The 13398-nt window shown below is 73.5% G+C and carries 5 protein-coding genes; all 5 read right to left on the bottom strand.

All coding sequences use genetic code 11. The features are described from left to right. The 5 genes from lysS to KG103_RS03300 all read right to left on the bottom strand — a co-directional run bounded on the left by lysS (position 1) and on the right by KG103_RS03300 (position 13392). Positions 1-1467, bottom strand: a complete 1467-nt coding sequence (lysS, locus tag KG103_RS03320) for a lysine--tRNA ligase (RefSeq protein ID WP_207801299.1) — start codon at positions 1465-1467, stop codon at positions 1-3. An 81-nt stretch (positions 1468-1548) separates the two neighbouring features. Beyond that, positions 1549-2499: a carboxylating nicotinate-nucleotide diphosphorylase gene (gene nadC / locus KG103_RS03315; protein ID WP_207340789.1), complete on the bottom strand. Its 951-nt coding sequence runs from the start codon at positions 2497-2499 to the stop codon at positions 1549-1551. A 364-nt stretch (positions 2500-2863) separates the two neighbouring features. Then, positions 2864-6523, bottom strand: a complete 3660-nt coding sequence (locus KG103_RS03310) for an endo-1,4-beta-xylanase (protein ID WP_207340445.1) — start codon at positions 6521-6523, stop codon at positions 2864-2866. A 276-nt stretch (positions 6524-6799) separates the two neighbouring features. Next, entirely contained in the window at positions 6800-11524 is a 4725-nt protein-coding gene (locus tag KG103_RS03305; protein WP_207378775.1) for an endo-1,4-beta-xylanase, read from the bottom strand. 149 nt (positions 11525-11673) lie between these two features. Then, positions 11674-13392 (bottom strand): L-aspartate oxidase, encoded by a 1719-nt coding sequence (locus KG103_RS03300; RefSeq protein WP_207340443.1) that lies wholly within the window; start codon positions 13390-13392, stop codon positions 11674-11676. Between the last annotated feature and the right edge of the window lie 6 nt (positions 13393-13398).

Below are 13398 nucleotides of genomic sequence, written 5' to 3'. Positions count from 1 at the left end.
TCAGGCCTGCGGCTTCACGAGCGGGAAGACGATGGTGTCGCGGATGCCCTGCCCGGTCATGGCGATCAGGAGGCGGTCGATGCCCATCCCCATGCCGCCCGACGGGGGCATGGCGTGCTCCATCGCGGCGAGGAAGTCCTCGTCGATCCGCATCGCGTCGTCGTCGCCCTTGGCGGCCAGCAGGGCCTGCGCCTCGAAGCGCTCGCGCTGCACGACCGGGTCGACCAGCTCGGAGTAGGCGGTGGCCAGCTCCATGCCGCGCACGTACAGGTCCCACTTCTCCACCAGGCCGCGCTCGGTGCGGTGGTCGCGCGTCAGCGGGGACGTCTCCACCGGGAAGTCCCGCACGAACGTGGGCGCCCAGAGGGTCGAGCCGACGTGGTGCTCCCAGAGCTCCTCGACCATCTTGCCGTGGTTGCGCTGGGCGGGCGCCAGCTCGACGTCGGCGGCGTCCAGCAGGGCCAGCAGGCGCTCGTCGGACGTGTCGTGCGTGATCTCCTCGCCCAGGGCCTCGGAGAGCGAGCCGTACATCGTCAGGGAGGTCCACTGCCCGCCCAGGTCGTACTCGGTGCCGTCGGCCAGCGTCACGACGGTCGTGCCGAGCGCGTCCCGCGCGGCGGTCTGCACCAGGTCCTGCGTGAGCGCCGCCATGGTGTCGTAGTCGCCGTAGGCCTCGTACGCCTCGAGCATCGCGAACTCCGGGGAGTGCGTCGAGTCAACGCCTTCGTTACGGAAGTTCCGATTGATCTCGAAGACCTTCTCGACGCCGCCGACGGCCGCCCTCTTGAGGAACAGCTCGGGTGCGATGCGCAGGTAGAGATCCATGTCGAAAGCATTCATATGCGTCTCGAACTGCCGCGCCGCCGCACCTTCCGGGCGCACCTGGAGCATCGGCGTCTCGAGCTCGAGGAATCCGCGGCGATAGAAGTTCTCGCGCAGCGACCGCACGACGGCCGAACGCAGCCGCACCATCTCGCGCGCGCCGGGACGGACGATCAGGTCGACATAACGCTGACGGACCCGCGCCTCCTCGGACATCTCCGTGCCCTCGTACAGGTTCGGCAGCGGGCGGATGGACTTGGCTGCCATGCGCCACTCGTCCGCCATCACGCTCAGCTCACCGCGGCGCGAGGCGATCACGCGGCCGTGGACGAAGACGTGGTCACCCAGGTCGACGTCGGCCTTGAACGCCGCGAGCGCCTCGGCACCGACCTCCTTCTCGCTGAGCATCGCCTGCAGGCGCGTGCCCGCACCGTCCTGCAGCGTGGCGAACGCGAGCCTGCCCGTGTTGCGCAGGAACACGACCCGCCCGGCGACGCCGACGACGTCGTCCGTCTCGGTGCCCGGCTCGAGGTCCGGGTGGCCCTCGCGGACCTCGGCGATGGTGTGCGTGCGCGGCACCGAGACCGGGTAGGGGGCGACACCCTGCTCGATCAGCCGCTCGCGCTTGGCCCGCCGCACCCGCATCTGCTCGGGGACGTCGTCCACGGGGGTCTCGACGACAGGCGTCGCGGGGGTGGGTTCGGTGCGTGCGCTCACCCGATGATTCTAGGGGCGGGACACGGGCGCACCGGCGGCCGGCAGGCCCTGCGTGGCCACGGTCACGGACCGGGGGTCCAGGTCGAGCGCGACGTCGAGGACGGGCGACGAGTGGGTGAGCGCGCCCACGGACAGGTAGTCCACGCCGGTGAGCGCGACCTCCCGCGCCCGGTCGAGCGTGAGGTTGCCCGTGGCCTCGAGGTCGACGTGCCCGACGCCGGCCGTGCGCGCCCGGACCGCCGCGACCGTGGCCGTCAGCGTCGCGGTGTCCATGTTGTCGAGCAGCAGGAAGTCGGCGCCGGCGTCCAGGGCCTCGTCGGCCTGCTCGGGCCGGTCCACCTCGACCTGCACCGCCACGTCGGGGAACCGCTCGCGCACCGCGCGCACGGCCCGGGCCACGGACCCGGCGGCCACCACGTGGTTGTCCTTGACCATCGCCACGTCGTACAGCCCCATGCGCTTGTTGGTGCCGCCGCCGCAGCGCACGGCGTACTTCTCCAGCGCCCGCAGACCGGGCGTGGTCTTGCGGGTGTCGAGCACCTGCGCACCCGTCCCCGTCAGCGCCTGCGTCCAGCGGTACGTGTGGGTCGCGACGCCCGAGGCCCGCGACACGAGGTTGAGCAGCGTGCGCTCCGCGACGAGCAGCACGTGCGTCGGGCCCTCGACGGTCGCCAGGACCGTGCCCGCGTCGACCACGGTGCCGTCGTGGACGTGCCACGTGACGGTCGCCCGCGGCAGACCCAGCCGGTCGGCGACCTGGTCGAGCACCTCCGGCACGACGACGAGCCCGGCGATCGCGCCGGCGTCCCGCGCGACCACGTCCGCACGGCCCCGGGCCTGCGGGTCCACGGTGGCCTGCGTGGTGACGTCGCGGCCGGGAGCGGGGCCGAGGTCCTCGTCGAGCGCGACGGCCACCAGCCGGGTGACGGCCAGCGGCTCCGGCCCGGGGTCGCCGGGCAGGGCGGCGCCGGCACGGTCCGTCGGCGCGTCGGACGGGGACGCCCCCTCGGTCGCCGGGCGGTGCGGGGCGGGGGTCGCGTCGGACTCGTCGACGAGCGGGCGGGCGTCGGTCACGGGCGCCACCGTAGCGGCGCACCGCGCCCGCCGGGCGGACGTCCGCCGCGGCGCGCTCCGGGCACGGCGGAGCCCCGCCGGCTGTCGGGGGGGATCAGCCGGCGGGGCTCCGGGTGGCCGGGGTGAGGTGACGTGTCACCCCGGCCCGCTGCTGCGGGTCAGCGCCGCAGCAGCGTCTGGCGTGCCCCGGGGTGGCGCCACGACCAGCACCACACCCGGGGGGACGTCCGCGCGCGGACGCGTGGGACGGTCATCGCCAGACGATCACGGGCACGGTCGCGCTGCGCGTCGTGCCCGCCTCGTTGGAGAGCTCGACCGTGTAGCGGTGCACACCCCGCTTCCTGCCCTCGAGCAGGGTGCCCGCGTGCTGCGCGTTGCGACCGTTCGGGGACAGCGCCTGGGTGTCGACCAGGACGCCGTCCTCGTACAGCCGGTACGTGGTGGCGTTCGTGCCCCACCACATGTGCATCGACACGGTGTAGGTGCCGTTGCCGTCCCAGTTGTCGTGCAGGACGACCGGCACGCCGGGCTTCGCGGCGACGACCTTGACCGTGATCGCCCGGCTCGTCGTGGAGCCGTGCTGGTTGGTCGCGACGACCTCGTAGCGGTAGGTGCCGTCGACCCGGCCGGTCACCTCGAACGGCACGATCTGCGCGCCGGGGGTCGCGTCGACGACCCGCTTCGTGGCGATGTCCACGCCGTTCTCCCGCAGCGTCAGCGTGTGGGCGTTCTGCCCCCACCACATCGACGACAGCACGGTGAACGTCCCGTCCTTGTCCCAGTTGTCGTGGGACAGCACGGGCGCCGTCGGCACCCCGGTCGCCGGGCCCGGGGCGGGCTCGGCTGCGACGAACCGGCCGACGCCCCAGTGGGCGGTCGACTGGTAGCCCTGGTTCGTCGCGTCGGCCCAGTTGGTGGTGCCGATGCGGGCGCCGCCCGCGGCGTCGTTGACCTGGAAGTCCAGGCCGTGCACCGAGTCCTCGATGCCGAGGTCGAGCATGTCGATCGCGACCTCGACGACGTAGCCGGTCTCCGTGCGCGCCGTCGCCGACGTCACGCGCTCCACCTGGGTGGCGGGCCCGTTGCCGAACGAGACGGCGTTGTCGGCGTTGATGCGCAGCTGCATGTCCGTCGGCAGGTAGGTGCCGTTCTTGGCGTTGCCGGCGTCGACGTAGATCTCGACCGAGTCCTGCTCCCAGGGCTGGGTCGCGGTCAGGTCGATGTCCGGGTCCGTGACCTCCATGAGGACGAACAGCCGGTCCGTGTCCCACAGCGTGCGGACCTCGGCCGTGGCCGTGGCCGTCCCGGAGACCTGCTTGCCGGTGACGACCGCCGACAGCCCCTGCCAGGCGTCGTCGACGGCACCGTCGATGACGGGCACCTCGCCCGTGGCGGACGGCACCTCGAGGTACGACAGCTCCTCGAGGAGCGCGAGGATCCCGGTCGCCCCGGGCTCCGTCCAGCCCGCACCGCCGTCGACGACGACGTTGAACCGCACGGAGCTGCCCTCGGTCGCGTCGTCGAGGGGCAGGTGGATGACCGCGGTCCAGCCGCCGTCCGTCTCGGACACCACGCCCGGGACGTCACCCGAGCCGTCGCGGGCGAACGCGTACGTCTCGTCCCCGACCTGCAGCTCGACGCCGGGGGCGTCGCCCGCGACCTCCAGCAGCACGGTGAGCGTGGTCGGAGACCAGCGCAGCTGGAACGACCCGCTCTCGCCCTCCTCGCCCAGCAGGTGCGGCTGCAGCTGCAGCCACTCGACGGCCGTCAGCGCGTCGTCGTCCAGCGGCACCTCGCCGCGGAACACGTCCGCCGTCCGGATGGGCGCGGGCAGGTCCTGCCCGGCCGCGCCGTAGTACGCCGGCTTGCCGGTCAGCGTGTCGTCGAACAGCAACGGCGCGCCGTTGTCGTTGACCCAGCTGCGGCTGTCGTAGAGCCCCCACACCGTGACCGAGAACAGCGAGTCCGCCTTCTCGCGGAACAGGTCGAACGCGTCGCGGTAGTAGTAGCCCTGCTCGATGAGCTTGGCGTCGGTGACCGGCGTACCGGTGGCGACGTCGAGCTCGGTGACGGCCTGCAGGACGGGCAGCGCCTCGAACCGCTCGATGGCGGCCCGCAGGTCGGCGATCGGCCGCGTCAGGCTGACGTGGAACTGGTGCCCCACGCCGTCCAGCGGGACGCCGCGGTCGAGCAGCCGCTCGACGAGCGCGAAGTACCGGCCCTGCTTGCCCGTCTCCTCGGTGTTGTAGTCGTTGATGAAGAGCTTGACCGGCCGGTCCGAGCCCGGCGCGGCGTACGTCTCGTTGAACGCCTCGTCGGCGTACCGGAACGCCAGGTCGATGAACTGCTCGCCCAGGATGTTGAACCACGCCGAGCGACGCAGGCCGTCGGGGTTGTCGGCGCCGTCGGCCACGACCTCGTTGACGACGTCCCACGCGACCAGCGGGTTCGTGTCCGACCCGAAGTCCCCGTACTCGTCGTGCAGCGCCTTCGCGACGGCGAAGACGTGGGTCTCCAGGCGCTCCCGCAGGATCTCCTGGTCCTCGGGGCTCGACGTGAGCGGCTCACCGTCGTCGTCGAAGAAGAACCAGCCGGGGTTCCCGGGCGTCCCCGTGGCGGGGTCCGGGTCCGTCTGGCCGGGGTTCTGGCTGTGCCAGACGAGCACGTGCCCGTAGACGCGCAGGTCGTTCTCCACGGCGTGGTCCATGATCGCGGTGGCCTGCGGCGCGATCCCGAACGTGCGGTCCGCGGCGTACCAGGCGTACGGCTTCATGTGGTTCTCGGCCGTGACCTGGTCGAAGTGCCGCGTGAGGAGGTCGCTCTGCGCGCCGCGGGTCTCCCGGTCGTCGATCGCGACGCCCAGGGGGAACGGCACGGTGTCCTGCAGGGGCGTCAGGTCCTCGACCGCCACCGTCGGGCTCGTGATCGAGACGTCGTCGACGAGGAACGTCGAGGTGTTGCCGGCGTTGTCGTTGTCCCAGGCCGTCTCGAGGTAGATCTCCGCGGCCGTCTCGAACGCCGGCAGCGAGAAGCTCCCGGTCACGAGCGTCCAGTCCTCGGTGACACCGGTGATGGACACGAGGTTGGAGTAGGTGCTGGTCCCGCCGGTCTCGGTGCGGGCGCTGAGCGTCATCGCACCGGGCTCGCCGTCGAACCGGATCCACGCCGAGAACTGGTACGGCGCACCGGCGGACAGGACGTCGGTGACGTCGTACTGCACGCCCTGGCCCTGGTGGACACGGTCGGACACGCGCAGGGCGCGGTCCGACTCGTGCCCGCCGGACTCCGTGACGGTCACGGTCGGGGGCCCGTCGCCGGTGGCGCGCGGCGCCCAGCCGCTCAGGGAGCCGTCCTCGAAGTCGAACGACAGGTCGGTGCCGTCGCCCGGGGGCGGCGTCGCCTCGAACGGGGGCCCGGTGACGACGACGTCGTCGACGAGGAAGCTCGTGGTCTCGCCCGCGGCCTCGAAGTACAGGTCACCGGCGGTCACGCCGGCGGCGCGGGTGTAGGTGCCGGCGACCTCGACCCACTCGTCGTCGGTGACCGCCACGTCGGGCGTCACGCCGGTCCACGCCTCGGGCGTCTCGGCCACGGTCGCCTTGACCGTGGTGTCCGCCTCGCCGGGCGCGAGCTTGACCCAGGCCGACACCTGGTACGTGCCGCCGCTCGCGAACAGGGAGGTGATGGAGGTCGACGCGCCGTGCCAGTTGGCGGTGCGGCCGGAGACGAGCATGCTCGCGTCCCCGGTGCGGGCGTCGTCGGTGGTCCGGGCGGCCGTCGCGGCGCCGCGTCCGGTCCAGGGCGACACGCTCTCCTCGAACGTGCTGCTGAGCACCTCGTCGGCCACTGCCGCACCGGCGGCCGAGCCGAGCCCGATGAGTGGGGCGGCGACGAGGGCAGTCGCTGCCACCCCGGCCCCGATAGTTTCGAGCACCGATCGGTGCCTGGTCGGACTCATTGACGCTCCCTTGCGCGCAGAAGTCTGGTATGGCCTAGCCACCGTACGCGGCAAACTGGTCAGACGACCAGCCTTCGGCGGAATCGGGCGGCAGATGGTTGCAGAATCGAGACCGAAACTTTCCACCGCGTCGCCCCTTCGAGTGAGGCGCACCGGGTCCGGGCACGACGAAGCCCCGCCACCCGGCCCTCGAGGGTCGGGTGGCGGGGCTCCGCCCAGCCGGGTCCGTCAGCCGCGCGTGGGGCGCGCGACCTCCCGCCCGAGCCGGTCGCGGCGCCGCACCACGAGCAGCACCGAACCGGTCGCCACGGCGAGCAGACCCATCAGGCCGAGGCCCAGCCCGGTCCCGGTGGTCGCCAGGGTGCCGCCCGCGGGGCGTGTCGCCGGGGTCCCGGGCACCGCAGCCCCGGGGGTCACGGGCACCGCACCGTCGGTCGGTGCCGCGAGGACCGTCAGGACCCCCTCCGCCAGCACGACCGACCCCACGCTCGCCACGAGACGGTAGGTCCCCGCCGCCGTCGTCCGCGGGACCGTGACCGTGAGGGACGCGCTGCCGTCCCGGCCGACCACGACCGAGCCGAGCACCGTGGTGCCCGCGTCGAGCGCGACCGTCACCGTGTCACCGGCGGGGAACCCGGCCAGGTCCACCGTCACCGTGCCGCCCGCCGTGACCGCCGGCAGGGACAGCTCCAGCGCCGGACCGTCCTGGACCGGCGGCGTGGCCGCGCCCACCAGCTGCGCGACGCCCCACCGCTGCGGCGTCAGGTGCGCCCGGCCCGTCGGGTCGGCCCACGTGCGCACCGAGGTGCGTCGACCGCCCGACCCGTCGTTGACCTGGAGGTCCAGGCCGTGGAACGTCCCGGGACCGCTGTACTGGTCGAGCAGGCCCACGGCCGCCTCGACGCGGTACCCCGTCGCCGTCTCCGCGACCTCGGACACCACGCGCGCCGCCTGGAAGGGCTCGTCGCCGGTGCCGAACGTGACGTCGCCGTCCGCGTCGATGCGCACCTGCATGTCGTCGTACCGGTACGAGGCGTTCTTGACGTTGCCCGCGTCGAGGAAGATCTCGACCGAGTCCCGCTCGTACGGGTTGCTCGACGACGTGTCGGGCGTCGCGTCGACCACGTCGGCCAGGACGTAGAGCGTCGAGCCCCGCCACAGGGTCCGGACGGTGGCCGTGGCCCCCGGCGTGCCCTCGACCTGCGTGCCCGTCGAGACGCTCGTCGCCGAGGCCCAGACGTCGTCCACGTCACCGTCGACCACCGGCGCCGCAGCAGCCTCCACGACCTCGACCGTCGACAGCGGCTCGACCAGCGACAGCACGCCCAGCACGCCCGGGGTGTTCCACCCGACGACGTCGGACCCGTCGACGACCCGCAGGTCGAAGTCGACCGTGCCGCCCTCGGTCCCCGCGACCGGGACCCGGACCACGGCGGTCCAGCCGTCGGCCGTCGCGGTCACGACGCCCGGCACGTCGCCGGTGCCCGTGCGGGAGAACCCGTAGGTCGTCCCGCCGACCTGCAGCTCGAGCGCGTCGAACCGGTCCTGGACCCGCACGTGCACGGTCAGGTGGTCGGGCGCCCAGCGGGCCTGGAAGCGGGCCGCGCCGTCGACGTCGTGCAGGGGCAGCTGCGACCACATGACGTGCGACGTCGCGCCGGCGTCCAGGGCCACGTCACCGGCGAACACGGTGCCGCTGCGGATCCGGGCCGGCAGACGGCCGTCCATGATCCCGTGGTACGCGGGCTTGGCCTGCATGCCCTCGTCGAACACCAGCGGCGCACCGCTGCTGTAGCGCCACGAGCGCGTGTCGTACAGGCCCCACACCGTGACCGAGAACAGCTGGTCCGCGTACCGCCGGAACGCGCGGAACGCGTCGCGGTAGTAGTAGCCCTGCTCGACGAGCAGGGCCTCGGTCAGCGGGGTCCCGGTCGTGACGTCGAGCTCCGTGACCGCCTGCTGCAGCCCCAGGTCGGAGAACCGCTCGAGCGTGTCGCCGAGGGCCGTCACCGGCAGGGACAGCGAGACGTGGAACTGGTGACCCACGCCGTCGATCGGGACACCCCGGTCGACCAGGCGCTCGACCAGGTCGTGGTAGCGGTCCTGCTTGCCCGGCAGCTCGCTGTTGTAGTCGTTGATGAACAGCGTGACGGGGCGTGACGTGCCGGGTGCGGCGTAGGTGCCGTTGAAGGCCTCGTCGGCGAACCGGAACGCGTCGTCGAGGAAGCCCTCGCCCAGGTACGTGTACCAGCTCGACGTCCGCAGCCCGCCCGACGACGCCGCGGCGTCGTCGGAGACGACCTCGTTGGCGACGTCCCACGCGACGAGCGGGTTGGTCGACGAGCCGAACTTCCCGTACCTCGTCGCCATGTGCTTCGCGATCGCGTCGATGTGCGTGCGCATGTTCTCGCGCACGATCTCCGCGCTCGCCGCGTTCACGGGCAGCGGTTTGCCGGCGTCGTCCTGGAAGAACCAGGCCGGCGTCTGCGCGTGCCAGACCAGCACGTGCCCGTAGACCCGCAGGTCCTGCGCCGCGGCGAAGTCCATGAGGGCGTCGGCGTCGGCGCTGGGGACGAACTCCCGCCCCACGTACCACGCCTCCGGCTTCATCGAGTTCTCGGCCGTGACCTGCGAGAAGTGCCGGGTCAGCAGCTGCGCGGCGGACCGGAAGGTCTCCCGCGAGTCGCCGGCCACGCCGAACGGCACGTCGATCGCGCCCTGCAGCGACGGCAGGTCCTGGACGACCGGGTCGGGACGCTGGGTGAACCGGAGGTCGTCGAGCAGGAACGTGGAGGTGTTGCCCGCGGCACCACCGGCCCACGCGGTCTCGAAGTACACCTCGGCCGCCGTCGTGTAGCTCGGCATCGTGAACGTGCCGGTGACCTCGACCCAGTCGGTCGACATGCCCGGGAACGCGACCAGGTTCGGGTACGACGACGACCCGGCGGTCTCGACGTGGGCGCTCAGGCTGACGTCGCCCGGGGTGCCCTCGAACTTGATCCACGCGGAGACGTCGTAGGTCGCGCCCGGCTCGAAGATGCCCGCGACCGTGTGCTGCAGGCCCTGGCCCTGGCTCACGCGGTCCGAGACCCGTGCCGCGTACTGCGAGTCACGGCCCGGCGAGACGACCGCGACCGTGGGCGCGCCGCTGCCGTTGTCACGGCCCGACCAGCCCTGCAGCGTGCTGTCCTCGAAGTCCGCGTCGATGCTGCGCGACGGGACCCACGAGCCGTCCGCACCACCGGTGGGCAGGGTGAACACCCACCCCGCGGCGAGCCGCTCGGCGATCACGGTCCTCGCGGCCGCGACCGAGCCGGCCCGGTCGCCACCGCCGTCGTGCACCAGGACGACCTGGCCGTCCCGCATGCTCGTCCGCAGGTTCGCGGTCAGGGTGGCCACGTCCTGGGTCTCCCAGTCCGCGATGGTGCTGGTCACCGCGAGCGGCTGCATGCCGAGCGCGACCGCCACCGCGGCCGTCTGGCCCCACGACCCGTTGGGGGCACGGAAGTACGGCACCGGCGCGTCCGGGTCGCCCAGCGCGCCGCGGATGATGGCGAGGTTCGCCTTGAGGTCGGTCTCGACGTCCGCCTTGCTCCACCCACCCATGTCCGCGTACCCCGTGCCGTGGTTGCACAGGGTGTGCCCCTCCGCCACGATCCGCCGCAGCAGGTCCGCGCCGCCCGGCGCCTGGACGTTCTGCCCGATGACGCAGAAGGTCGCGACGACGTCGTTCGCGGCGAGGAAGTCCAGCAGCTCGCCGGTCGCGGCACCGTTGGGGCCGTCGTCGAAGGTCAGCGCGGCCGTGGCCGTCGCACCGGCGGCGGGACGCGCCGCGACGACGGGCGTGGTCGTCGGGCCGACCGCACCGCCGAGGACGAAGCCCTCGAGGTCCGGCACCCAGCCGTCGCCGGGAGCGGCGGCGACGGGCGGCCCCACGATGGTGATGTCGTCCACGAGGAAGCTCGCGGTCGCGTCCGCGGCCTCGAGGTAGAGGTCACCGGTGACCCCGGCCGGGCGCTGCCACGTGCCCTCGAGCAGGACCCAGGCGGCGTCGGTGACCTCGACCGCCGGCGCCACCGTGGGGTAGGTGCTCGCGCTGTCGGCCACGGTCATCTTGACGGTCGTCGGCGCCGTGCCCGCGACGAGCCGGACCCAGGCGGAGAACGTGTACGTGCCGCCCTCGGCCAGCAGGGTGTTGATGGACGTCTGCGCGCCGTGCCAGTTCTGCGTCCGGCCCGCGACGAGCATGGCGCCGTTGCCGGTGCGTGCCGTCGTGGTCGCGGCGGCGGTGCCGCCGCGGCCGGCCCAGGGCGCGATCCCGGACTCGAAGTCGGAGCTCAGGACGGTGACCGGCGCGGGCGGGTCGACCGGCGCCGGACCGCTCGCGGCACGACTGACGACGACGTCGTCGAGGAGGAAGGCCGGCCACGGAGCCGCGCCACCGACCTCCAGGGTGACCTTCGACTTCGCCGGCACCGAGCGGGCCGGCAGCGTGTACGTCCCGGTGACCGTCGTCCAGGCGTCGGCCGTGACCGGGGTGTCGCCCACCCACGTGTAGACCGCGTCGGCGTCCGCCCCGCCGTTGAAGCCGGTGAAGTGCGCCGCCGTCGGCGCCGAGCCCGCAGGAAGCCTGACGCGGGCGCTGAACGTGTACTCCGTGCCCGCCTCGAGCACCCCCTCGGCGCTGGACACCGCGTCCCACCCGTTCGCGCGGCCCGAGACGCTCAGCGCGAGCCCCGCGCCCTCCGCGACGTAGCCGAACGTCGGGTTGCCGCTCTGCTGCAGCTGACCCAACGTGCCGTCGTCGAAGTTCGCCGAGACGACCACCACGGGTGGCGCGGCGGCACTCGCCGAGGACAGGGACGTGCCGATCATGGGCGCGACGACGAGAGCGGCGACAGCCGCCGTGACACCGATACTTTCGAACGCCTTTCGGCGCAGCCTGCTTCGCATGACGCTCCCTTGCGCAACCGCGGCACGCCCAGAACATGGGGCGCAGGCGCTCAGTGTGGGAGCGGGGCACGCCGGCCAACAGACCTGGTCACCCGTTCAGATGCGGCCCCACCGATGGAAACTTTCGGCCTGGGAGCGTGGTCATCGGACTATCCGACGGGGGTACGCCCGGTCTGCACGCTTCCGTCCGGTACGGACTTCACCCAGAGCCGCTGCCGCCAGCCGTCCACCGTCGAGGGATGGTCCGCCCGCGCGTGCCCGCCCCGGGACTCCTCGCGGACCAGCGCCGCGAGCGCCAGCACGGTCGCCACCTGGTGCACGTTCGTCGTCTCCCACTCCGCGAGCTGGGGCTCGCCCAGGCGCCGGCCGTCGTGGCGACGCTCGTGCGCGTCCGCCGGGATCGCCGCCAGCGTGGCCAGCGCCCGCCGCAGCCCCTCGCCCGAGCGCAGCACGCCCGGGCCGTCGGTCGCGGCGCGCTGCACCCGCGCGCGAGAGGCCGCCGCGACCAGCGCCTCGGCCCCCGGCCGCGGGACCGGCTCGACGCGCGGCAGGAACCCGCCGTCGATGCGCGCCGCGACGTCCCGCGCCGCGCGGTGCGCGAACACCAGGCCCTCCAGCAGCGAGTTCGACGCCAGCCGGTTGGCGCCGTGCACGCCCGTGCACGCCACCTCCCCCACCGCGTACAGGCCGGTCAGCGACGACCGCCCGTCGAGGTCCGTGACCACGCCGCCCGAGTGGTAGTGCTGCGCCGGCGCCACCGGCACCAGGTCGGTGGCCGGGTCGATGCCGTGCTCCGCCAGGCGCTCGTGGATCGTCGGGAACCGCCGACGCAGGAAGTCCGCCCCCAGGTGCCGCGCGTCGAGCCACACGTGGTCCGAGCCCGTCGCCGCCAGCCGCCGCACGATGGCGTGCGCGACGACGTCCCGCGGCGCGAGCTCGGCCAGCGGGTGCACGTCGGGCATGAACCGCACGCCGTCGGTGTCCAGCAGCAGGGCCCCCTCGCCCCGCACGGCCTCGCTGACCAGGGTCAGCTGGCCCTTCACACCCGCGCCCAGCCACAGCACCGTCGGGTGGAACTGCACGAACTCGAGGTCCCCCAGCACGGCGCCGGCGCGCAGGGCCGCGGCGATGCCGTCGCCCGTCGCCTGCGCCGGGTTGGTCGACGAGCGGTACACCTGCCCGATCCCGCCGGTGGCGAGCACCACCGCGGGCGCGAGCGCCGCACCGACCCCGTCGCGCGAGCCCTCGCCGATGACGTGCAGCGTCACCCCGGCGACCGCGCCGGGCGCGCCGTCGGGGCCCGGCGCACCGGTCAGCACGTCCAGCACCAGGGCGTGCTCGATGACCTCGATGCCCGGGTCGTCGCGCACGGCCTCGATCTGCGCCACCAGGGCACGGGAGATCTCGGCACCCGTCGCGTCGCCGCCCGCGTGCGCGATGCGGTCCGTCAGGTGCCCGCCCTCGCGCGTCAGGCTGATCGCACCGTCCGGCGTGGTGTCGAACACCGCGCCCCTGGCCACCAGCTCGCGCACCCGGCGGGGCCCCTCGGTGACCAGCGTCTCGACCGCGCGCGGGTCGCACAGCCCGACGCCCGCGACGAGCGTGTCCTGCAGGTGCGCCGCCGGGGAGTCCTCCGGGTGGAGCGCCGCGGCGACCCCGCCCTGCGCCCACACCGTCGACCCGGACGACAGCAGCCCCTTGGTGACCAGCAGCACCCGGCCCACCCGCGAGCGCAGCTCGAGCGCCGCCGTCAGGCCCGCGATCCCGGAGCCCACCACGACCGCGTCCGCCTGGACGGTCCAGCCCGGGTCCGGCGCCGCGAGACGCGTGGCGAGGCGGACGGACGGCAGGTCGGGCAGCACGGGCACGCAGCG

Source organism: Cellulomonas wangleii (assembly GCF_018388445.1).
In the GTDB taxonomy this organism is placed as follows: Bacteria; Actinomycetota; Actinomycetes; order Actinomycetales; family Cellulomonadaceae; genus Cellulomonas; species Cellulomonas wangleii.
The sequence above is the reverse complement of the archived record's forward strand: the minus strand, read 5'-3'. Positions and strand labels throughout refer to the sequence as shown.